The organism is Gemella sp. zg-1178, assembly GCF_018790995.1.
Classification (GTDB): Bacteria; Bacillota; Bacilli; order Staphylococcales; family Gemellaceae; genus Gemelliphila.
The window spans coordinates 1-22,578 of record NZ_JAHKEI010000021.1 but is presented as its reverse complement, the minus strand read 5'-3'; the positions used below and the strand labels follow the sequence as shown (position 1 = coordinate 22,578).

The following is a 22,578-nucleotide window of genomic DNA, read 5'->3' as shown; positions in this document are numbered from 1 at the left end:
AACAACCGTTACTCCTAACGAAGTAACGGCTGTTGAACAATGGATAAATCGTTATCCACGTAAATTATTTAATTATGTATGTCCTTATGACTTGCCTGAGGTGGCTAACTTACTATTGTAATTTGCGATTTTTTAAGAATATTTATTAAAATTTTTCTTTTTTAAAGTGTATAGTAAATAAAAAAATAAATTAAATAATTTTTTATTTCAAAATATTTTTTAATAGTTTTTTATTCTTATAGAAAATCAAGATAATAAAAAATTATAATCTATAATTTCAAACAAAGATTTATAATTTAATTACTATCTTTTATATTAATTTTCAGTATCATTAAATGAATAGTTTTTACCATAATTGTCCCTAACCATCATTTTATAATCTATTAGGTATCTTCTAATTAGAGAGTAGTCTGGATAAATTTCTTTTATTGCTTCATTTAATTCTTTTTCTGTAAAAGTTTCCTGCTTATTTTTTAAAAAGTCTTTTATTATTTCTAATACTAAAATTTTATTTTTTTCTTTTTTAGGTATTGTTGTTAGTTTTTTATCTTTAAAATATTTTATTTTTATTTCTTCCATTTGACTTGACCTTTCCTAATAAATAAGTTATTTGTAAATTTACTTTATTATAATATAAATAAAAATTTTTTCAACTAGGTAAAATAATTAATCTTATCTAGCATATTTTTTTTATAAAAATGATAAAACTTGATTTTATTTTTTTATATGATATAATAACAAAAGAATGTTTATTTCGGTAAATTTTTTTAATCTTAATTGGACTTAAAATGACCGTTAAGGTCGAAAAACGACCAACAAACTTTCTATTACTTAAGGAGCAAAGGAATGGATATTTTACAATTACTACATTTGCAAAGTAAACTTATTCCAGACTTGTTCGAAAAATTTAATAAGAGATATGAGTTGTTAATTTCTATTAAGGTTCACCAACCTATTGGTCGTAAATCTTTGATGGAAATAGTTGGACTTACGGAAAGACAGTTGCGGACTGAATGTGAAATTTTGGCAAAACTGGGACTCATATCTAAAAGCACTACTGGTATGACTATTACGCCCGAGTGTGATGAATTTTTAGATGAATTAAAGGGTACATTTGCAGAAGACCCTTTTAAACGTGCTAGAAAAATTATTAGAGAACATTTCGGGATAAAAGATATTTTTGTAGTCAAGGGAGATTTTTCAAAAAGTGAAGTTACAAGACAAGAAATGGTACAATTACTTTTTGACAAGGTCAATAGAATTATCAGTAAGGATTGTGTAATTGGTGTTAGTGGTGGCAGTACAATGCAGTATCTAGCTAGCAAGGTTGATAAAACTTTTGGCTATGATAAGAATATAATGATTACGCCAATAAGAGGAGCTTTGACAATATCCAATACTGGTTATCAGTCTAATGATATTGCTACCCAAATGGCAGTTAATTCAAATCATAGGTACCAATTATTACATGCACCGGATAATATCGGAAGTAGGACATTAGATGAGCTTTCTAAAGAGCCGATAATGATGCAGGTTCTCGATATTATAAGTAAAACATCTATTATTATTCATAGTATAGGTGAGGCTTATGAAATGGCTAACCGTAGAAAACTTGCCAAAGAAACTATTGAAATTTTAAAAACAAGTAATGCACTTAGTGAAACTTTTGGAAGTTTTTATGACAAGGGCGGAAAAATTATTTATAGCACCCACACAATAGGTATGAATATAGAAGATGTAGAGAAAGTGGCAGATATATTCACAATAGTAGGTGGTAAAGAAAAAGCCGAAGCTGTTTATAGTTATTTAAACAGTAGACCAGCTAATTCAACCCTTATTATTGATGAAGCAATTTGTAAAAAAATTTTAAAAAAATTAAATTATTTTTAGGAGGACTAAATAATATGACAGTAAAAGTAGCAATTAACGGTTTTGGACGTATAGGAAGATTAGCTTTCAGAAGAATACAAGAAGTAGAAGGAATTGAGGTAGTTGCAATAAATGACCTAACTCCAGTTAGACAATTGGTTCATTTATTAAAATATGATACAACTCAAGGACGATTTAAAGGTGAAGCTTCAGAAGGTGAAGGATTTATCCTAGTAAATGGTAAAGAAGTTAAGGCATTTGCTCAAGCAAATCCTGCTGAATTACCATGGGGAGAATTAGATGTTGATGTAGTTTTAGAATGTACAGGTTTCTTTACTTCTAAAGCAAAAGCAGAAGCACACATCAAGGCTGGAGCTAAAAAAGTTGTTATTTCTGCACCAGGTGGAAATGACATAAAAACTATTGTTTACAACGTAAACCACGAAACATTAGACGGAAGTGAAACAGTTATTTCTGGTGCTTCTTGTACAACAAACTGTTTAGCTCCAATGGCAAAAGCATTACACGACAACTTCGGAGTAGTTCAAGGATTAATGACAACAATTCATGCTTATACAGGAGACCAAAATACACTAGATGCACCACACCGCGGAGGAGATTTACGCCGTGCTCGTGCCGCAGCTGAAAATATTATTCCTAACACAACAGGAGCTGCAAAAGCTATCGGTCTAGTAATTCCTGAATTAAATGGAAAATTAGACGGAGCGGCACAACGAGTTCCTGTATCAACTGGGTCAATTACTGAATTAGTAGCGACACTAGAAAAAAATGTAACTGCTGAAGAAGTTAATGCTGCAATGAAAGCTGCTGCAACTGAATCATTTGGTTACAACACTGATGAAATAGTATCTTCTGATATCGTAGGAAGTGAATTTGGTTCAATCTTTGATGCAACTCAAACAAAAGTTTTAACTGTAGGGGATAAACAATTAGTAAAAGTTGTATCTTGGTATGACAATGAAATGTCTTACACTTCACAATTAGTAAGAACATTAAAACATTTTGCAGGATTAATTAAATAATTAATTAAAAATTGATAAGATATAAGCTAAATGCTTATATCTTATCCCATATTATTTTAAAAAAGGAGCCCTTTTGATGAAAAAATCAATCAAAGACTTAGGAAATCTACAGGGGAAAAAAGTTTTAATCCGTGTTGATTTTAACGTGCCATTAAAAGATGGTGTTATTACAAATGATAATAGAATTACAGCAGCTATACCAACAATAAATTATGCCTTGGAGCAAGGGGCAAAAGTAGTAGTATTTTCTCATTTAGGACGTGTTAAAGAAGAAGCTGATAAAGCAACAAAATCATTAGCACCAGTAGCGGCTAGACTAGCAGAAGTATTGGGGCAAGTTGTAAAATTCATTCCAACAACAAGAGGAGAAGACCTAGATGAGGCTGTTAAATCTTTAAAAAATGGTGAAATTTTAATGTTTGAAAATACACGTTTTGAAGATCTTGACGGTAAAAAAGAATCTAAAAACGATGAAGAGCTAGGAAAATATTGGGCATCACTTGGAGATGTTTTTGTAAATGACGCTTTTGGAACTGCCCACCGTGCTCACGCTTCAAACAAGGGAATTGCCTCCAACATAGGGGCAGGTAATTCAGCTTTCGGTTTCCTTATTGAAAAAGAATTGAAATTTATTGGAGGAGCTGTTGATAATCCAGTAAGACCTCTAGTTGCAATTATTGGTGGAGCAAAAGTTTCTGACAAAATTGGGGTTATTGAAAACCTATTAGAAAAAGCGGACAAGGTAATTATTGGTGGAGGAATGGCATACACATTCCTAAAAGCAACAGGAAGAAGTATAGGAATTTCACTTTGTGAAGATGATAAAGTAGAATACGCTAGCCAGTTACTAGAAAAAGCAGGAGATAAAATTGTCTTACCTGTTGATACGGTAGCAGTAAAAGAATTTTCTAATGAAGCACCTAGTCGTATAGCAACTGACGATATACAAGAAGATGAAGAGGGTGTAGATATTGGACCAAAATCTGTAGAATTATTCTCAGAAGTATTAAAAGATGCAAAAACAGTTATTTGGAACGGCCCTATGGGTGTATTTGAAATGCCAAATTTTGCAAAAGGAACTATTGGAGTATGTGAAAGTATCGCTAACTTAGAAGACGCTACTACTATTATCGGTGGTGGAGATTCTGCAACAGCAGCTATTCAACTAGGGTATGCAGATAAATTTTCTCATATTTCAACAGGCGGAGGAGCATCTTTAGAATACTTAGAAGGGAAAATATTACCAGGTATAGAATCATTATCTGATAAATAAAAAATTAGGAGAAATATGATGACAAGATTACCATTTATCGCAGGAAACTGGAAAATGAACTTAACTGTTAAAGAAGCAAGAGAATTTGCCAAAGAAGTAGCAGACAAAATACCAGCTACTGATAAGGTAGAAGCTGCTATTTGTGCTCCATCCACTCACTTAGAAACCCTAGTTTCTTTAACTGAAAATTCAAACCTAAATATTGGGGCAGAAAATTGCCACTTTGAAAAATCAGGTGCATTCACAGGAGAAATATCTCCTCTGACACTAGCTGATTTAGGTGTGAAATATGTTATATTAGGTCATTCAGAAAGAAGAGAATACTTTTTTGAAAGTGATGAACTAATCAATAAAAAAGCCAAGGCAGCATTTGAGCATGGTCTAGTGCCTATTGTCTGCTGCGGAGAAACATTGGAACAATACGAAGCATCTCAAGCAGTAGATGTAATTACAAAACAATTAAAAGTAGATATAGCAGGACTGGAAAAAGACCAAGCAGAAAAACTTGTTATAGCCTATGAACCAATCTGGGCAATAGGAACTGGTAAATCAGCCACAAAAGAAGATGCACAAAAAATGTGTAAAGCAGTTCGTGATGTTGTAGCAGATATTTACGGACAAGATGTTGCAGATAAAGTTCGTATTCAATACGGCGGTTCTGTAAATCCAACTAATATAGCAGAATACATGGCTTGTCCAGATGTTGACGGGGCTTTAGTAGGTGGAGCCTCATTGAAAGTAGATTCATTTGTTGCCTTACTTGAAGGTGGAAAATTAGCTTAATAAAATTATAAAAATAAAAATTATAGTATAAAAAATAAGGAGAACATATAATGTTACAAAAAAATTTCGATTTTATTTCAGAAGTTTATGCAAGAGAAGTATTAGATTCACGAGGTAATCCTACTGTTGAAGTAGAAGTTACAACAGAATCAGGAGCTTTTGGGCGTGCTTTAGTACCATCAGGAGCATCAACAGGACAATATGAAGCTGTTGAATTACGTGACGGAGATAAAGAACGTTATTTAGGAAAAGGAGTTTCTAAAGCAGTAGATAATGTAAATGAAGAAATAGCTCCTTTACTAGAAGGAAATTTTGATGTATTTGAACAAGTGGCTATTGACCGTGCTATGATTGAACTTGACGGAACTGAAAACAAGGGTCGTCTAGGAGCTAATGCAATCTTAGGTGTTTCTTTAGCAGTAGCTCATGCTGCAGCTGACTCACTAGGACTACCCTTATATCGTTACCTAGGTGGACTAAATGCAAAAGAATTACCAGTGCCAATGATGAATATCGTAAACGGTGGTTCTCACTCTGATGCACCAATAGCATTCCAAGAATTTATGATTTTACCAGTAGGGGCTCCATCATTCAAAGAAGCCCTACGTTGGGGAGCAGAAATCTTCCACAATCTTGCTAAATTATTAAAAGCTCGTGGCTTAGCGACGGCAGTAGGGGATGAAGGTGGATTTGCACCTAAGTTCGACGGAACAGAAGACGCAGTAGAAACAATTTTAGAAGCTATTAAAAAAGTAGGTTTAGAACCTGGTAAAGATGTATTCTTAGGATTTGACTGTGCAGCTTCAGAATTTTACACTGATGGGCTATATGACTACACTAAATTTGAAGGTGAAGGTGGAGCAAAACGCACTTCAGCTGAACAAGTAGACTACTTAGAAGAATTAGTAAATAAATACCCAATCTTAACTATCGAAGACGGTATGGATGAAAATGACTGGGACGGATGGAAATTATTAACTGAAAGAATTGGTGACCGTGTTCAATTAGTTGGAGATGATTTATTCGTAACTAATACTACAAAACTTTCTCAAGGAATTGAAAAAGGAGTAGGAAATTCAATCCTAATCAAAGTAAACCAAATCGGTACTTTAACAGAAACATTAGAAGCTATCGAAATGGCAAAACGTGCTAGATACACAGCAGTTATTTCTCATCGTTCTGGAGAAACTGAAGACTCAACAATAGCTGACATTGCAGTTGCAACAAATGCAGGGCAAATTAAAACAGGTTCTCTTAGCCGTACAGACCGTATCGCAAAATACAACCAATTATTACGCATAGCTGATGAACTAAAGGAAACACAAGTTTACGCTGGTAAATCAGTATTCTATAATGTAAGATAAAAAATAAAAATCCCCTAGTATACTTGATATGCTAGGGATTTTTTGCAATATCAGCATTGATAATATTCAAGAAAAATTTTAACAAAACAAGCAAATAAAAATTATATCAAAAAAATATAAGAAAATAAAATTTTTAATGCTTGACTACTAACAAAATAAAAAAGACAAGCAGAGAAGATTTTTTCAATAATCAAGAAAGGAAGAAAAAGGAATATATAATATTTATTGTGTATAAAAAAATAGCTACTTAATATTTTTTAATTTTTATAAGAAATTATACTACAAAAATATATTATAAAACTTTGAAAAAATATTTAAATAATGCAGAAAAAATTTAAAAATTAAATCTTAATATAAAATGAAAAAATTAATTTTATAGAAATAAAATTTTTAAAAAATAAGGAATAAAAATTTTTTAAGATTCCTAATAGAATAAAAAGCAATTATTAAAATATAAAGTTAAAATAAAATCTAGCCAATAACTAGTTTATAAAAAATTTTTCTATACATATTTATAAAAACAAGGTTAAAACAAATTCAACCTAGCGTTCTGCACGCTGGGTATTTTTTATTTCCAATTTGACAAAAATTTTTTCGCCATACTTGCTCTTGTTTATAGTTAGCTTATAAATTATAATTTTTAATATATCATATTAAAATAAATTAAAGGAGATACTTATTATGAGTAACAAAAACAATAGCCTTAAAGTTTTCGTTCAAAAAATAGGAACTGCACTTTCTGGTATGGTTATGCCAAATATCGGTGCTTTTATTGCTTGGGGACTTATTACGGCTTTATTTATTAAAACAGGTTGGGTACCAAATGAAAATTTAGCTAAATTAGTTGACCCAATGATTATTTATTTATTACCTTTATTGATAGCTTATACAGCTGGATATAATATTCACAAGCAACGTGGTGGGGTAGTAGCGGCTATATCTACTATGGGGGTAATAGTTGGTACAGGTTCAATAATGTTCTTGGGTGCTATGTTAATGGGACCTTTAGCGGCATGGCTTATGAAAAAATTTGATGATGCTGTTCAACCAAAAATAAAAACTGGTTTTGAAATGTTAGTAAATAATTTTTCTGCTGGATTTTTAGGTTTCTTCTTATCAATAGCAGGATATTATGCAATAGGACCAGTCGTTAAAGTTTTAAATGATACTTTAGCTGCAGGAGTAAATGCAATAGTTAATGCCCACTTAATTCCACTAGCTAATATTTTTATAGAACCAGCTAAAATCTTGTTCTTAAATAATGCTATTAATCATGGAATTTTAACACCACTAGGAACACAAGCAGCAAAAGAAACAGGAAAATCTATTCTATTCTTACTAGAAGCTAACCCAGGTGTTGGTTTAGGAATTTTAGCAGCCTATGTGATTTTTGGAAAAGGTGCCGCTAAGTCATCAGCTTTTGGTGCGGGAGTTATTCATTTCTTCGGTGGTATTCATGAAATCTACTTCCCATATATTCTAATGAAACCAGCTCTAATTATTGCAGCTATCTGTGGTGGTGTTTCTGGAACAGCAACAATTCAATTCTTTAATGCAGGTCTTAAAGCTCCAGCTTCACCAGGTTCTATTATTGCAATTTTAGGTCTGACTGCACAAGATTCTTATATTGGAGTTATTGCTGGTGTTACAGTTGCAGCAGTAGTAACATTTATAATTGCGTCAATTATTTTAAGACGTGATACTAATATGACAGGAGATTTAGCAGCTGCTCAAGCTCAAGTTGCAGGAATGAAAGCTGAATCTAAGGGGCAAGAAGTTTCAAGTTCTAATGCACAATCAATTTCTTATGACCAAGTTGAAAAAGTAATTTTTGCTTGTGATGCAGGTATGGGTTCTTCAGCAATGGGTGCTTCTATACTAAGAGATAAATTTAAAAAGGCTGGACTTGATTTACCAGTAACAAATATGGCTATCAGAAATCTACAAGATGGAGAAAAAGCTCTGATAATCACTCAAAACGAATTAACAGCTCGTGCAAAAGGTATGAACTCTTCAGCCCTTCATGTATCAGTAGATAATTTCTTATCAAGTCCACGCTATGATGAAGTGGTAGAGCAACTTAAAAAATAGTAAGACTAGATAAAAACTTTTTGGAAAGTTATCAAAAATAATTTTAGTAAATAAAATTTGTCAAGCTAGAAAATATTTACTAATTTTAATCTGAAAAGTTTTAGTCTTGTAATAAAAAATGCTAGCTCTTATTTCTGAAAAAGAATTTACTTCTCGAGTTCAAGAAAAAATTAGCAGGCTATTTATATATCATTATCCAATTTTTATAAACTTGGTAAAAAGTTAAAATAATTTCTAAAGAGAAGGTTTATAGCCTTCTCTTATTGCATTAAATTTATAATGAAATCTTAGAATTTAACTAAGTATATTTAATATGTTAGTATGTAAGTAGTTGAAAATATAATTTATAATTTTAGTAAGTTGAGAAATATTTTATGATATTAACAGAAAAAGAAAAAATAATTTTAAATATTTTCCTTAAAGAAAATAAGGAATATAGTATTAAAGACTTAGTAGCCTTAACAAAAATAAAAGAGCGTACTCTCTACAGAGAAATAAAAAATTTAGAGAAGTCTTTGGAAAATTTGCAAGTAAAATTATTAAAAGAAAAATCAAAATACAGATTGGTTGGAGATTTATCAAGTATTGATTTGTCAATTTTAGATAGTAGTATAGAGCAAATTTATTCCCATGATTTGAAAATTAATTTAATACTCTATAATTTGCTGATAAATGAAGAAATTTCTATTAAGGAAATATCAGAAAAATTATTTATAAGCTACAATACAGTCTTGTCAGCCTTAAATACCATAGAAAAAATTTTATCAGACTATAAGCTAGTCTTGCTTAGAAAAAAGGGGCAGGGTTTAACTTTAGAAGGTAGCATAGAAGATAAGAAGATACTATTAATATCTATTTTTTGTAATGAAATAGATGATAATGAATTTTTTTATGTTGTTAATAATGATAATGATTATAGTAGGAATTTATTTATCAAGTTTTTAGATATAGATTTTTTAAGAAATTTATTTAATGAGAATAGGCAATTAGAAATATTTAAACTTTATACAGATTCTAGTATAAAAAAATTATTAATAGCTGTTGATGTAGCTGTAAAAATAGATAATTATAATATTATTGACAAGGAAATATTATCTGAAAATGAAAAAGATAATATTAATACTTTATTAGCTCTTATTTCTAAGTATAGATTGATAAATGACAAGGAAAATTTTATAAATTATATGGCAAAAATTTTAAAAACTTGTAAACTAATAGAGCAGGTTACCTATGTTAATGACAAGTATTCCTACACCTTAATTTATAAGGTGCATAGCCTGATAAGAAATGTTAGTAATAAGAGCCATATTGATTTTTCAAAGGACACAAACTTGGCAAATGGTTTGATAGCCCATATTGAATCAGCCATTAAAAGACATCAATTAAGACTTGTAGAAGAGAATACAGAATTATTAGATTTTGTACTGAAAAATTATAATGAACTTTATTTAATTATTAAATCTGAATTATTAAAAGTTTTTGATGAAATAAATTTTAGCAGTGCAGAACTTAGTTATATAGTTATTCATTTTGCTTCTAGTTATGAACAAATATATCGTGAGAATTTTATTCGTGCCTTGGTGGTTTGTTCTAGTGGTATAGGTAGTTCAAGGATAGTGGGAAGTTTAATCAGAAAAAATATTCCTGAAATTAAAAATATTGAATATTCTACACCGGCAAAATTAAGAGATGATAGCAAGAAAAATTTTGATATAATTATTTCAACCATAAGATTAGATGATGATATTGATTATGTTTTGATACCTACTATTTTAAGAGAAGAAGATGTAGCCAAAATCAGAAGTAAATTATTAGAAGCTCGCAGTTTTAAAAATATTGCTTATGAAGAAGATGACGTATCGGCTATTAATTTTATAGAAAAATTAATGCCTAATATTTATCAAGCTGAATACAGTAAAAAAATAGAAAATATTAAAGACGCTTTGGGTCATATGCTGGCTTCACTAGCCTATACAGATAGGGTTAAATTAGGAATTTTAAATAATTTAGTAGATAGGCACATAAAAAGTTCGGTTGTAATACCTGAAACTAGGATTGCCCTATTTCACACCTTAGATAATAGTATTGAGGAACCTTTTATAAAAATAGTAAATTTAAAACAAGGTATAGAAATGAATAATGCCCTTTACAAGACAGAAAATGTAGAATTATTTTTTATTATGGTCAGCCCAAATATTAGTGATTATACTGACTTGTTAGGGCAACTAAGTATAGCTATTTTAGAAGATGAAGTTTTTAAGTCAGCCCTATTTAGTAGAAATATAGAATTTATTAAAACAAAAATAGAATTAATACTGATGAAGTATATTGCAAGTAATAATTAATTTAACAAAGGAGATTAGAAAATGTTATTAAAAGAACAAGATATATTATTAGGTCAAGAATTTGCAACAAAAGAAGAAGCTATTAGAAAAGCAGGAGAAGTTTTAGTAGCAAATGGTTATGTAGATAGTGAGTATGTAGATGCTATGTTAGAGCGTGAAAATATTGTATCAACATATATGGGAAATTTTATAGCCATACCTCATGGAACAGATGACGCTAAAAAATCAATTAAGAATACAGGAATTTCAGTCTTACAGATACCTGGTGGAGTTTCTTTTGCCAGTCCAGAAGACACAGAAGACAAGTTAGTATTTATTATTTTTGGTATTGCAGGTAAAGACGGCGAACACTTAGAATTACTTTCTAAGATTGCAATTTTCTGTTCTGACCAGGAAAATGTTGTAAAATTATTTAGTGCAAAAACAAAAGAAGAAGTTATAAATTTACTTTCTGAGTAGGAGATATAGATATGAAAAACTTACATTTTGGAGCAGGAAATATTGGTAGAGGTTTTATAGGAGAATTACTAAATAAATCTGGCTACCATGTAACATTTGTTGATATTAATGAAGAAGTAGTAGAAAATTTAAAAAATCGTGATACTTATAAAATAAAAGTTTTAGATAATAAGGTAGAAGAAGTTATTATTGATAATTTTTACGGTCTAAATATTGCAACAGAAAAAGAAAAGTTAGTAGAATATGTAGGAAATGTAGAATTAATTACAACGTCTATAGGACCTAATGTGCTACCTATTATAGCTAAAGATATAGCAGCTGGACTTAGTAAAAAATACAAGGATAATAATACAAAATTTTTAGACATAGTTGCTTGTGAAAATATGATAGAAGGAAGTAACTTTTTAAAAAATGAAATCTTTAAAAATTTAAGTTCAGAAGAAATTTCATTTGTTGAAAAATATGTAGGTTTTCCTAATTCTGCTGTGGATAGAATAGTGCCAGCCCAAAAACATGATGATGTTTTACTGGTAGAAGTAGAAAAATTCTGTGAATGGGTTGTTGAAGTTGATAAAATAAAAGTTCAAGCAAATAAAAATATTCAAGGTGTAAACTATGTAAAAGACTTAAATCCTTTTATCGAAAGAAAATTATTCACAGTAAATACAGGTCATGCTGCCCTGTCTTATATAGCTAGTTACAAGGGCATAAATTTAGTTTCTGATGCTGCTCAAGCTGAAGAGGTAAGAGAAAGTTTTATTAAAGTTTTAGAAGAAACAAGTGCCTTATTAGTTGCAAAATGGAATTTTGATACGGAAGATATGGACAAGTATCGTAAAAAAACAATCAAACGTTTTGAAAATAAATTAATTGTGGATAATGTAGCCCGTATCTGCCGTACACCTATAAGAAAATTAGGAGAAAATGAAAGATTTATAAAACCTATTAAAGAGTGTATCGAAAGAAACTTAGAATTTGAAAACTTAGCAAAAACTTGTGCTTATATCCTAAAATTTAAGGCTGAAGATGATGAACAAGCTCTAAAATTACAAAATCTATTAGCTAAAAAATCAGTAAAAGAAACTATAAAAGAAATAACAAATTTTGAGAATGAACAATTTTTAAATATAATAGAAACTACTTACAAAAATTTATAATAGCAAAACATAAGAATATTATTCTTATGTTTTTATTTTTGGTAAAATTTTTAAATAGCAATATATTTATAAATAAAAAAATGGTATAATATAAGTAAATAAGAAAAAGGATTTTAATAATGATTGAAAAGAAAATATTAATAGAAAAATTAATGGCTTTGACCTTTGCCGGTTTAACAATTTTTTATACTATTTATGCAATTTTACCATTTGCTATAACTTTATATTATCTTTATAAGTTAATGTATATTAGTGAATATATGAGAATAGAAGTAAAAACTGACAAGATAATTAAATTATTAAAAATAGATTATACACTAACCCCCATAGCATTTTTATTATTAATTTTTTTACTGGGAGTAAATAATCACTTAGAACCTGTGAATAATTTGTTTTATAGTCCCTTACTTTTAATTATAATTGCCTTAATATATATTGATTTGTATAGAAAAAAATTAATTAAAAAATCTACAAAAACCAGATAGGAGAGGAGGGAAAAATATGACTTTAAAAAAATATTATCTTATACAAGCAGTGAGTGTTTTAGCTATTATTATAATATTTGTTTATCATTTTCAAAATTTTGATGAAAGACCAAAATATTTATTTATTATTCTATTTCCTTTATTCTTACTTAGTTCTTATGTAGCCTATAAGATAGACGTATTAAGAAGTGATGTAGCTAGCCACAAATTGTCGAAACTAATATTTTTAGAAAAGTTTAGTTTACTTCTAGTGATTATACCTTTATTTTTGATGAATGTTCAAGCAGTTAGGAGTTATATCGCAGAGTATTATAGCTTTGTATATATTTTCTTAGGCCTAATTTTTATATTAATGCTTACTATATCTAATATTACCAGTAGGAATAATCTTACTAACAAGAAAAATACAAAAATAATAAAAACTAGATTAATCTAGTTCTTTTTTTAATAATGTAAATGGTATAGAAGTATATTAATATAATTTTTAAATTTATGTAGATTTAATATTGATAAACTATTTTTTATTGAACTATTTCTTAATTGTTAATAAAATAAAAAACACTCCAACTTATAAAAATTAAGTTGGAGTGTTTAAATTATATTCTAATTAAAATATTATTTAGAATAGTTAGGTGATTCTTTTGTGATTTGTACGTCGTGTGGGTGTGATTCGATAAGTCCAGCAGCGGTCATTTTTATAAATTGTGCTTTTTCTCTTAATTCTTCTAAATTTTTAGAACCTGTATAACCCATACCTGCACGCAGTCCACCTACTAGTTGGTAGATTGTTTCGCTTAAGGCTCCCTTGTATGGCGTACGTCCTTCTATTCCCTCTGGAACTAATTTTTTTCCGTCCTCTTGGAAGTATCTATCCTTAGAACCTTTTTCCATAGCAGCTAGAGAACCCATACCCCTATATGTTTTAAATCTTCTTCCTTGAAAAATTTCAAAATCTCCAGGTGATTCATCACAACCTGCCAGCATAGAACCTAGCATAACGACATGACCACCAGCAGCCAGTGCTTTAACAATATCACCAGAATATTTGATACCACCATCAGCTATAATGGCTTTGCCGTATTCTCTAGCGACACTTGCACAGTCATAGATTGCAGTTATTTGTGGGACGCCGACACCGGCAATGACACGAGTTGTACAGATAGAACCAGGGCCGATACCAACTTTAACTACGTCAGCACCAGCTTCGAACAAGGCACGAGTAGCTTCTCCAGTAGCGACGTTACCTGCAATTATAGCTAGGTCTGTATAGTTAGTTCTCAATGCTTTTACTAGATTGATAACACCTTTTGAATGACCATGAGCAGTGTCTACGACGATAGCATCTACTCCGGCGGCAACAAGGGCTTCAACCCTGTCGAATGTATCGCCAGTAATACCTACTGAAGCGGCTACTAATAAACGACCGAAGCTATCTTTGGCAGAGTTTGGATATTTTGCTAATTTTTCTATATCCTTAATTGTGATAAGTCCAGATAATTTTCCCTTATCATCTATTAAAGGTAATTTTTCTATTTTATGACTTCTAAGAATGTAGCTTGCTTCGTCTAGGCTTGTTTTAGCTGGAGCAGTTATCAAATCTTCTCTTGTCATCACTTCTGAAATTGGCGTAGAAAAATCTGTCAAAAATCTTAAATCACGGTTGGTTAAGATACCTACTAATTCTTTATCTTCAATATTATTTACGATTGGAACACCAGAAATACGGTAACGTTGCATCAAGTCTTCAGCATCTTCTACCAGATGCTCTGGCGTTAAGAAAAATGGATTAGTTATAACGCCACTTTCTGAACGTTTAACCTTTATTACTTCTTCTGCTTGGTCCTGGATAGACATATTTTTGTGAATTACGCCTAAACCTCCCTCACGAGCTATGGCGATTGCCATTTTATGTTCTGTTACTGTATCCATAGCAGCCGATAAAATCGGAATAGATAATTTTAAATTTCTTGTTAAATTTACTTTTAAATCTACTTTTTTAGGTAGAATTTCACTGTGTGCAGGCACTAGTAATACATCATCAAATGTTAAGCCTTCTTTTTGGAATTTTGTTTCCCACATAATATTTTCTCCTATCTTTTATTTTTCATCATCAGCTAAATTAAATTTAATTTCTTCATTTTCTAAAGATGACAAGCGACATAGCGAACAAACATCAATATTTTCTTCTTCTAATAATTTACGCCCGTCTTGAAAACTTTTTTCTATTAATATGCCAGCACCAACTAATTGAGCTTCAGCTTGAGCTACTAATTTTGCTAAACCTAAAACAGCTTGCCCCTTAGCCAAGAAGTCATCAATAATAAGCACCCTATCTTCTTTTTTTAAGAAATCTTTTGATACTATAATATTATTTGTAACATTTTTTGTGTAACTATGGACTTCTGCTTGATAAAAACTATCTCTAACTAGGGTAGAGGGTAGGCTTTTTTTCGCAAAAACCATAGGTACGTTAAAAAGATTTGCTACAAGGATTGCAGGGGCGATCCCACTTGCTTCGATAGTAAGTACCCTTGTAACATTTTTTTCTTTAAAGTAATTGTGTAGGGCACTTGCCATTTCTATCATTAAGCTTGGGTCGATTTGGTGATTGATAAATGAATCAACTTTTAGTACATTATTCGGATAAACCTTACCGTCTTGTTTTACCATATTTTGAAGTAGCTGCATATTAATTCTCCCTTTTGTATAATTTATTTCTATCTATAATAACAAAATATCCTTTAAAACACAAGGTTTTACAAGAATATCGTAATTTTCAATTTTTTATTATAATTTGTCAATCAATTCTTTTATTTCTTTTTGGGAAAATTCGTATTTTTCATTGCAAAATGCACAGACTGTCTCTATATGTTCATCTTTTAACATATCTTCCAATTCTTCACGTCCAAGAGTAACCAGTGCTTTGGCATATTTTTCTTTTGAACAACTACACTTAAATTCTATTTTATTTTCTTTTAAAATTCTGTAATTACCATCAAAAAGTATTTTGACTATATCTTCTAATGACTTGTCCTCATTAATTAAAGTAGAAATTGGTCTTATATTTTTTAAGACTTCTTCCAGTTTACTTATTGTTTCTTCGCTGGCAAAGGGAAGAACTTGGATAATAAAACCACCAGCCGCAAGTATAGAATTATCTGTATCAACTAAAACTCCTAGGGATACGGCAGAGGCTACTTGTTCACTTTTTGCAAAGTAGTAGGTGAAGTCTTCTGCAATTTCTCCAGACACTAGGGGTGAGCTTGTCGTATATTTTTCTTGCAGACCCAGGTCTTTTATAATTATTATTTCTCCTTCAGTTCCAACCACGCCAGCAACATCAAGTTTTCCCTTGCCCTTGCTAGGTAGGTGGAGTTGCATATTTGTAGCGTAGGCACGAACTTGACCGTCTTCATTTGCTGTTGCTAGTATTTGTCCTATCGGTCCGCTACCCCGTACACGAATATCAACTATATCTCCGCTTTTTTGCATTGCTCCAATCATTGCAGTAGCTGTTGCAGTTCTTCCAACAGCGGCTATGGCAGTTGGGCAAGCATTGTGTCTTAATCTAATTTCTTCGACAAGTTTTGTTGTTCTTGTAGCGAAAAACCTAATTTCGTCATTAAGGGCTAAACCTCTTATCAAATAATCTTTCAAGTTTACTATTTTTCCTTTCTGATTTTATTAAAGTTTTATTTATAAAACTCTATAAGTAAGCTTTATAATTTTTACTGTAAAAGTCTAAGAAAATTTATTAGATTAATTTTTTAGATATTTATTTATAAATACTTTTATAAGGTTGTAGTCTATTATATTATAAATTTTAAAAATTGTTGTAAATTTTACCGTTAAAACTTACTAGAAAATTTTATTTTGAATTTAGTTTATAAAGTTCAATAATTCCTTTTAGGGTTAATTCTTCGTCAACTATATTTACTTGATTACTATATTTGGCAAATAATTTTGATAAACCTCCTGTTAAGACGACGTTGACCTCTTTTTTAATTTCTTTTTTCATATTGACAATAATATTTTCAAATTGACCGATGAAACCAAAAAATAAACCAGCTTGCATTTGGGATACTGTATCCATACCAAGTGCTGAGTCTACTGCTTCTATTTCAACACGAGGAAGTTGGGCGGATTTTTCATATAGGGCGTCAGCACTAATATTTATTCCTGGGCAGATAATTCCACCACGATAAACCATATTTTCATCTACATAGTCAAATGTTGTAGCTGTACCAAAATCAACAATTATGGCTGGCAAATAGTTAAAAACTTTTGCTCCGACTATGTCGACAATTCTGTCAGCCCCCAGTTTATCTGTATAAGGTTCTGGGACTTTAAGCCCTGTATTTATATTATTAGAAACGATAATAGCTTCTTTTTTAAAATATTTTTTACTTAGTAATTCCAAAGCAAATAACATGGTTGGTACAACGCTAGATATTATCACTCCGTCAAAACTTTCAAATTTAATATTTTTGTCGATAAAAAAATTTCTGATGATAACATAAAGTTCATCTTCTGTCTTTGTGCTATCGGTTGCGATACGCCAATAATATTTAAGTTGATACTCCTTGTCAAAAACTCCTATTACTATATTAGTATTGCCAACATCAAGTGCAAAAATCATTATATTACTCCTAAAATAAAATTAAATTTATTATAACACATAAATTAGAAATAAAAAATATTTTAATGTATTTAAAATTTCAAAAAATAATTTTTAAAAACTCTATACTAAGTAGATAGAATAATTTTTTAAAAAATGTTAATATTAATATAGATAGAATAATTTTTAAAAAATATAGGAAGAAATTTTTTATATTAAAATTGGTGGGGACTAGCGATTATGAATAAAATTATTGTAAAAAATTTAGTAAAAGAGTATGGAGAAAATGAAAATAAATTTAGGGCAAATGATGATATAAGTTTTGAAATTAATGAGGGAGAATTTGTCGTAATATTAGGACCGTCAGGTGCTGGCAAATCTACTCTTTTAAATATTTTAGGTGGAATGGATAGGGCAAGCAGTGGTTACATAGATATATTTGGCAGTCAGATTACAAATTTTTCTGAAAGAGAATTAACAAAATATCGCAGGGAAATTATCGGTTTTGTTTTTCAATTTTATAACTTAATACCCAATTTAACAGTCTTAGAAAATGTTGAATTGGCAAGTCAGATAGTAGAAAAGCATAAGGACGCAAAAGAAGTTTTAGATAGGGTGGGACTGAAACACAGAAAAAACAATTTTCCCTCGCAAATATCAGGTGGCGAGCAGCAAAGGGTAGCAGTAGCTAGGGCCATTGCCAAAAATCCTAAAATTCTGCTTTGTGATGAACCAACAGGAGCCCTTGACCACAATACAGGAAAAAATATTTTAAGAATTTTGAAAGACTATGCAAAAGATGAGCAAAAAACAGTTATAGTAATTACCCACAACAGCACCATTGCCCAAGTAGCCGACAAGGTTATAGAAATATATGACGCAAAAGTTAGAAATATTATTATTAACGACAAACCAAAAAATATAAATGAAGTTGAGTGGTAGTATGAAAGTTTTAAATAAAGATATACTTAGAGAAATTTGGTCAACAAAATCAAAATTCATTTCCATTATGATTATTATGTTTCTTGGTGTATTTGTTTTTACCGGTTTAAAAGAAACTCCCCCCACAATGAAAAATACGGTAAACAAATATTTCAAAGAAATAAATATGTACGACTTGAAGATAACTAATAATTTTTACTTGGATAGTAGCGATATAGAAGTAATAAAAAATTATAAATGGGTAGAGGCTATCGAGACTTACTACACCAAAGAAGTAGCCATGTCTAAAATGGAAGATAAAAAAGTTAATATCTATTCAATGCCTGAAAATATAGCCAAAGTTAAGTTAGTTGCTGGCCGTCTACCAGAAAATGATACAGAAATAGTCCTAACCGAGGCCTTGAAAAATAAATTTAAGCTTAATGAAGAAGTAAGCATCAGTTACGACAATAAAAAAGATGAATTTATCAGCCTGGAATTAAAAAATAAAGTTTATAAAATTGTAGGTTTTGTTTATGGGGCAGATATGCCGGAAAGTTCTAGCAACAACTCTGCCAATGTGAATTTTTTTGCCTTTGTTAATAAAAATAACTTTGAAGCTGACAAGTATGCCGGTGTCAATGTCCTCTTAAAAAATATTGACAGAAAAGATTTTACAAGAGAAGAATACTACACAGAAGTTAATAAATATCGTGATGAATTAGTAGAAATTTTAAAAATAGAACAGACTAAACACGACAAGAATTTTCAAGAAGAAAGTAAAAAAACTATTGCTGAAAATAGGGACAAGCTAGTCAAGGCTAAAAATCAATTAAGTCTTGCAAATGATAACTTAGAGGCAATAAAAAACTTTCTGCCAGCAGAATACGAAGCTAGAAAAATTGAACTTGGCAAATTTGAAAATGAGATAAAAGAACAGGAGGAACTTTTTAATCTTACTTCGGAAAAACTGGCTAAGACTCATTATCCACGCTTTAGTGTTAATAATATCAAGGGCAACAAGCAGTACGCCCAGTTTATCAACTCAACAGCTGGCTTAACCTCCCTAGCGAATATTTTTTCTATTTTCTTATTTGGCGTAGCAATCTTAGTCTCATTAACAAGCCTTACAAGGATGATTGAAGAGAATAGAACCAATATCGGCACTTTAAAATCTCTTGGTTATGCTAATTTTAATATTGCCAAAAAATATTATATTTATGGTATGTTATCGGCAGTTGGAGGAGGAATATTTGGAGTTGTTGCCGCCTACTTGGTTATTGTACCCATTGTGTATAATTCTTACGCCCGTTTCTTAATTTTTCGCATCCCCCTAATAAGACCTGATATAAAAATTATAGTTTTATCAATTTTTATTGCGGTAGCCTGTGTGATAATTGCAGTTTATCTACCACTTAGAAAAATTTTACAAGAAAAAGCCGCCTACCTACTAAGACCCAAAGCACCAAAAAATGGTTCACGTATTTTTTTGGAACATCTAACATTTATTTGGAAAAGGTTAAGTTTTTTACGCAAGGTAACCTTTAGAAATATTTTTCGCTATAAGCTTCGTATGCTGATGACAATTTTTGGAGTTTTAGGTTGTCTTGCCCTCATGTTTTTAGGTTTTGGCATTCGCTTTGGTGTGCAAAATATTTCCTATGAACAATTTAATGTTATAAGCAAGTATGACCTTATAGCATCTTACAATTCTTATATAACTGCTAGTCAAAAAGAAAAATTGTTTGCTAGCATAGAAAATAATACAAATATTGAAGCCAGTAGCAAGATTAATATCAGTTCAGCAACCATAGAAAAAAATAATGAAATATTGGATAATGTAGCCATATTTACCATAAATAATGACTTAGAAGACTACTTCACCATAAAAAATAATTCTAAGAAGATTAAAATTAATGACAATGGAGTTGTAATAAATGAAAAATTAGCCTATCTTCATAACTTGAAAGTGGGAGATACTTTTAAAATAATTTTAAATGAAAAAGAATATAGTCTAAAAGTTGCGGCAATAAATACAAATTATTTTGGGCATACAATTTTTATGACTAAAAATTATTACGAAAAAGTTTTTGCTGACACTTACACAGATAACAGTTTTTTAATTAAGGCTAATCACAATAAGGAGCAAGTAAAAAATATTATTAATGAAATTGAAAAAAATAATAATGTAGTTTATACACAAAATAATCTAAGCTATAAAGATTTACTAAATAATGTAGTTGAAGGAATAGATATTATAGTAGCAGTAATCGTATTATGCTCTACCGCCCTTGCCATTGTCGTCTTGTACAATTTAATTAATATAAATATTTCAGAAAGAATTAGGGAGTTATCAACCATTAAAGTATTAGGATTTTATCCTGCTGAAGTTACCTCCTATGTATTCAGAGAAATTTTTTACCTAGCCCTAATAGGAATTATCCTTGGAAATTTTGTTGGCAACATACTATACAGAGCAATTATTTTAGATTTAACTGCCCGTGATAGCATGTTTGAACCCACTTCATCTATTTGGGTATATATTATTTCTACCAGCATCACCTTAATTATAGTTTTACTGCTCATGTTGGTAATGCACAGTCGCCTAAAAAAAGTAAATATGATAGAAGCCTTAAAGAGTCTTGAATAAAAATGAGGATATTTCAAAATGTAATTAGCCACAATAATAAATATTTTATAAATAAATAATGTAATTGCTAGCATAAACATATAAAATATGTTACAATGAAGTTGATAAAATAAACAGATAAGGAGAAATATATATGAAAATTTTATTTGCAGGAGCAGGTGCTTTAGGTTCACGTTTTGCTTACATGTTACACAAAAATGGAGAAGATGTAACCCTAATAGATTCTTGGAAAGACCACGTTGAAAAAATCAAGACAGAAGGTCTAAAAGTAATCATAGATGACAAAGAACAAGGATATTTTAAAATTCCTATGTTCTATCCAGAAGAATTAACAGGTCAATACGACGTAGTATTTGTAGCGACAAAATCTATGCAGCTACGCTCCATGATGGAAACACTAAAACCATTTTTAAAACCAACAACAAAAATAATATGTATCCTAAATGGTCTTGGTCATGTCGATACACTAAAAGAATATGTCGACCCAGAAAATATTTTAATCGGAGTTACAGTTTGGACAAGTGGTTTAGGAGGAGCAGGAGTTCTAAATGCTCACGGAACTGGTAAAACAGAAATAAAACAAGTTTCTGAACAAAGTACAGAAGTTGCCAAAGAAATTGTTGAAAGATTTAATAAAGCTGGCTTGAATTTACATTACTCTGATAACGTCTTCCAATCGATTTGGCACAAGGCAGGACTTAACTGCGTTTTAAATGCCTACTGTACAATTATCGACTGTAATATTGGTGAATACGGTTCTTACGCCCGCCATCAAGAATTAACAGATATGATTTTAAGAGAAGTAGTAGCAGTAGGACGAGCAGAAGGTGTAGATGTTAAACATGAAGTTATTTCGGCCAACATCAGCAGAATATTCCCAGCCGAATTGGCAGGCTTACACTACCCATCACTAACTCAAGATATGAAAAACGGCCGTTTAACAGAAATAGATTATTTAAACGGAGCAGTATCACGTCTGGGACGTAAACACAAGATAGCAACACCAGTTTGTGATTTAGCAACAGAATTAATCCACATCAAAGAATTTTTAGGTGGTAATAAATAATATTTTAATACTAAGTGGACAAGATAAAAATTATCTTCGCTATATTAAAATAAAAAATTAATAACACAAAAGACAAGCTCTTTGGCTTGTCTTTTTTATTTTCCTAGTAAGTAGAATTATTTTATTATTTTAAATTTATAAGTTATTAAGTAAATTATTTTATTATTTTTTAATAATATAGTTTTTAAAATAAAATTAATTATAATAATCAGTAAAAATAAAATTTTACTACACCGACTAAAAAAATTAAAGTAGAAAAATTTTCCTACTTTTAAAAAGGTTACCAATATTGATATAAAAAAATTATAAAGAAATATGATTTTTGTTTTTTTTAATTTTTTATGTTAAAATAAAATTGAAATATTATAAAATAAAATTTATAAATTTAAAAAGGAGGAGCAAGCATGAACTTAGATAAATTACTTAAAATATATAAAATAGCTACTATTATTAT

The 22,578-nt window shown here is 30.2% G+C and carries 19 protein-coding genes; 14 read left to right on the top strand and 5 right to left on the bottom strand.

The features are described 5' to 3' along the window. Positions 1–315 precede the first annotated feature (315 nt). Entirely contained in the window at positions 316–579 is a 264-nt protein-coding gene (locus KMP12_RS05975) for a DUF2087 domain-containing protein (RefSeq protein ID WP_215756827.1), read from the bottom strand. 267 nt (positions 580–846) lie between these two features. Here KMP12_RS05975 and KMP12_RS05970 point away from each other — a divergent pair, with 267 nt between their 5' ends. The 11 genes from KMP12_RS05970 to KMP12_RS05925 all read left to right on the top strand — a co-directional run bounded on the left by KMP12_RS05970 (position 847) and on the right by KMP12_RS05925 (position 13,305). Next, a complete protein-coding gene (locus KMP12_RS05970) occupies positions 847–1,890 on the top strand; it encodes a sugar-binding transcriptional regulator (RefSeq protein WP_215756826.1) in 1,044 nt (347 codons plus the stop codon). A gap of 14 nt (positions 1,891–1,904) precedes the next feature. Next, entirely contained in the window at positions 1,905–2,912 is a 1,008-nt protein-coding gene (gap, locus tag KMP12_RS05965) for a type I glyceraldehyde-3-phosphate dehydrogenase (RefSeq protein ID WP_215756825.1), read from the top strand. Between the two features lie 76 nt (positions 2,913–2,988). Beyond that, positions 2,989–4,185, top strand: a complete 1,197-nt coding sequence (locus KMP12_RS07635) for a phosphoglycerate kinase (RefSeq protein WP_371821678.1) — start codon at positions 2,989–2,991, stop codon at positions 4,183–4,185. 18 nt (positions 4,186–4,203) lie between these two features. Beyond that, complete coding sequence (gene tpiA, locus KMP12_RS07630) at positions 4,204–4,968, top strand: triose-phosphate isomerase (protein ID WP_252344729.1); 765 nt, start codon at positions 4,204–4,206, stop codon at positions 4,966–4,968. Positions 4,969–5,018: 50 nt separating this feature from the next. Continuing rightward, positions 5,019–6,332 (top strand): phosphopyruvate hydratase, encoded by a 1,314-nt coding sequence (gene eno / locus KMP12_RS05955; RefSeq protein WP_215756824.1) that lies wholly within the window; start codon positions 5,019–5,021, stop codon positions 6,330–6,332. Positions 6,333–7,013: 681 nt separating this feature from the next. Continuing rightward, positions 7,014–8,423 carry a PTS mannitol transporter subunit IIBC gene (locus KMP12_RS05950; RefSeq protein ID WP_215756823.1) on the top strand — a complete coding sequence of 470 codons (1,410 nt, stop codon included), beginning with the start codon at positions 7,014–7,016 and terminating at the stop codon, positions 8,421–8,423. Positions 8,424–8,797: 374 nt separating this feature from the next. Beyond that, a complete protein-coding gene (locus KMP12_RS05945) occupies positions 8,798–10,768 on the top strand; it encodes a BglG family transcription antiterminator (RefSeq protein ID WP_252344727.1) in 1,971 nt (656 codons plus the stop codon). Between the two features lie 21 nt (positions 10,769–10,789). Beyond that, positions 10,790–11,227, top strand: a complete 438-nt coding sequence (locus KMP12_RS05940) for a PTS mannitol transporter subunit IIA (protein ID WP_215756822.1) — start codon at positions 10,790–10,792, stop codon at positions 11,225–11,227. Positions 11,228–11,238: 11 nt separating this feature from the next. Further along, positions 11,239–12,384 carry a mannitol-1-phosphate 5-dehydrogenase gene (locus KMP12_RS05935; protein ID WP_215756821.1) on the top strand — a complete coding sequence of 382 codons (1,146 nt, stop codon included), beginning with the start codon at positions 11,239–11,241 and terminating at the stop codon, positions 12,382–12,384. 119 nt (positions 12,385–12,503) lie between these two features. Further along, positions 12,504–12,869 carry a hypothetical protein gene (locus tag KMP12_RS05930; RefSeq protein ID WP_215756820.1) on the top strand — a complete coding sequence of 122 codons (366 nt, stop codon included), beginning with the start codon at positions 12,504–12,506 and terminating at the stop codon, positions 12,867–12,869. Between the two features lie 16 nt (positions 12,870–12,885). Next, complete coding sequence (locus KMP12_RS05925) at positions 12,886–13,305, top strand: hypothetical protein (RefSeq protein ID WP_215756819.1); 420 nt, start codon at positions 12,886–12,888, stop codon at positions 13,303–13,305. A gap of 179 nt (positions 13,306–13,484) precedes the next feature. Here the strand turns inward: KMP12_RS05925 and guaB are convergent, their stop codons facing one another. The 4 genes from guaB to KMP12_RS05905 all read right to left on the bottom strand — a co-directional run bounded on the left by guaB (position 13,485) and on the right by KMP12_RS05905 (position 17,508). Next, positions 13,485–14,948, bottom strand: a complete 1,464-nt coding sequence (gene guaB, locus KMP12_RS05920; RefSeq protein WP_215756818.1) for an IMP dehydrogenase — start codon at positions 14,946–14,948, stop codon at positions 13,485–13,487. Positions 14,949–14,966: 18 nt separating this feature from the next. Further along, positions 14,967–15,557 carry a xanthine phosphoribosyltransferase gene (locus tag KMP12_RS05915; protein ID WP_215756817.1) on the bottom strand — a complete coding sequence of 197 codons (591 nt, stop codon included), beginning with the start codon at positions 15,555–15,557 and terminating at the stop codon, positions 14,967–14,969. Positions 15,558–15,656: 99 nt separating this feature from the next. Beyond that, a complete protein-coding gene (hslO, locus tag KMP12_RS05910) occupies positions 15,657–16,526 on the bottom strand; it encodes an Hsp33 family molecular chaperone HslO (protein ID WP_215756816.1) in 870 nt (289 codons plus the stop codon). A 211-nt stretch (positions 16,527–16,737) separates the two neighbouring features. Beyond that, entirely contained in the window at positions 16,738–17,508 is a 771-nt protein-coding gene (locus KMP12_RS05905; protein WP_215756815.1) for a type III pantothenate kinase, read from the bottom strand. Between the two features lie 219 nt (positions 17,509–17,727). Between KMP12_RS05905 and KMP12_RS05900 the strand changes: the two genes are divergently transcribed. The 3 genes from KMP12_RS05900 to KMP12_RS05890 all read left to right on the top strand — a co-directional run bounded on the left by KMP12_RS05900 (position 17,728) and on the right by KMP12_RS05890 (position 22,124). After that, the gene (locus KMP12_RS05900) at positions 17,728–18,429 is read left to right on the top strand and encodes an ABC transporter ATP-binding protein (protein WP_215756814.1); all 702 of its coding nucleotides are present in this window, start codon (positions 17,728–17,730) and stop codon (positions 18,427–18,429) included. 1 nt (position 18,430) lies between these two features. After that, positions 18,431–21,058, top strand: coding sequence for an ABC transporter permease (locus KMP12_RS05895; protein ID WP_215756813.1), 2,628 nt, complete (start codon positions 18,431–18,433; stop codon positions 21,056–21,058). Positions 21,059–21,191: 133 nt separating this feature from the next. After that, on the top strand, positions 21,192–22,124 hold the full coding sequence (locus tag KMP12_RS05890; RefSeq protein ID WP_215756812.1) for a ketopantoate reductase family protein: 933 nt from the start codon (positions 21,192–21,194) through the stop codon (positions 22,122–22,124). Positions 22,125–22,578 lie beyond the last annotated feature (454 nt).

Coding starts and splice junctions, on each gene's coding strand:
- KMP12_RS05975 (WP_215756827.1), bottom strand. CDS start 579: ATGGAAGAAATAAAAATAAAATATTTTAAAGATAAAAAACTAACAACA.
- KMP12_RS05970 (WP_215756826.1), top strand. CDS start 847: ATGGATATTTTACAATTACTACATTTGCAAAGTAAACTTATTCCAGAC.
- gap (WP_215756825.1), top strand. CDS start 1,905: ATGACAGTAAAAGTAGCAATTAACGGTTTTGGACGTATAGGAAGATTA.
- KMP12_RS07635 (WP_371821678.1), top strand. CDS start 2,989: ATGAAAAAATCAATCAAAGACTTAGGAAATCTACAGGGGAAAAAAGTT.
- tpiA (WP_252344729.1), top strand. CDS start 4,204: ATGACAAGATTACCATTTATCGCAGGAAACTGGAAAATGAACTTAACT.
- eno (WP_215756824.1), top strand. CDS start 5,019: ATGTTACAAAAAAATTTCGATTTTATTTCAGAAGTTTATGCAAGAGAA.
- KMP12_RS05950 (WP_215756823.1), top strand. CDS start 7,014: ATGAGTAACAAAAACAATAGCCTTAAAGTTTTCGTTCAAAAAATAGGA.
- KMP12_RS05945 (WP_252344727.1), top strand. CDS start 8,798: ATGATATTAACAGAAAAAGAAAAAATAATTTTAAATATTTTCCTTAAA.
- KMP12_RS05940 (WP_215756822.1), top strand. CDS start 10,790: ATGTTATTAAAAGAACAAGATATATTATTAGGTCAAGAATTTGCAACA.
- KMP12_RS05935 (WP_215756821.1), top strand. CDS start 11,239: ATGAAAAACTTACATTTTGGAGCAGGAAATATTGGTAGAGGTTTTATA.
- KMP12_RS05930 (WP_215756820.1), top strand. CDS start 12,504: ATGATTGAAAAGAAAATATTAATAGAAAAATTAATGGCTTTGACCTTT.
- KMP12_RS05925 (WP_215756819.1), top strand. CDS start 12,886: ATGACTTTAAAAAAATATTATCTTATACAAGCAGTGAGTGTTTTAGCT.
- guaB (WP_215756818.1), bottom strand. CDS start 14,948: ATGTGGGAAACAAAATTCCAAAAAGAAGGCTTAACATTTGATGATGTA.
- KMP12_RS05915 (WP_215756817.1), bottom strand. CDS start 15,557: ATGCAGCTACTTCAAAATATGGTAAAACAAGACGGTAAGGTTTATCCG.
- KMP12_RS05905 (WP_215756815.1), bottom strand. CDS start 17,508: ATGATTTTTGCACTTGATGTTGGCAATACTAATATAGTAATAGGAGTT.
- KMP12_RS05900 (WP_215756814.1), top strand. CDS start 17,728: ATGAATAAAATTATTGTAAAAAATTTAGTAAAAGAGTATGGAGAAAAT.
- KMP12_RS05895 (WP_215756813.1), top strand. CDS start 18,431: ATGAAAGTTTTAAATAAAGATATACTTAGAGAAATTTGGTCAACAAAA.
- KMP12_RS05890 (WP_215756812.1), top strand. CDS start 21,192: ATGAAAATTTTATTTGCAGGAGCAGGTGCTTTAGGTTCACGTTTTGCT.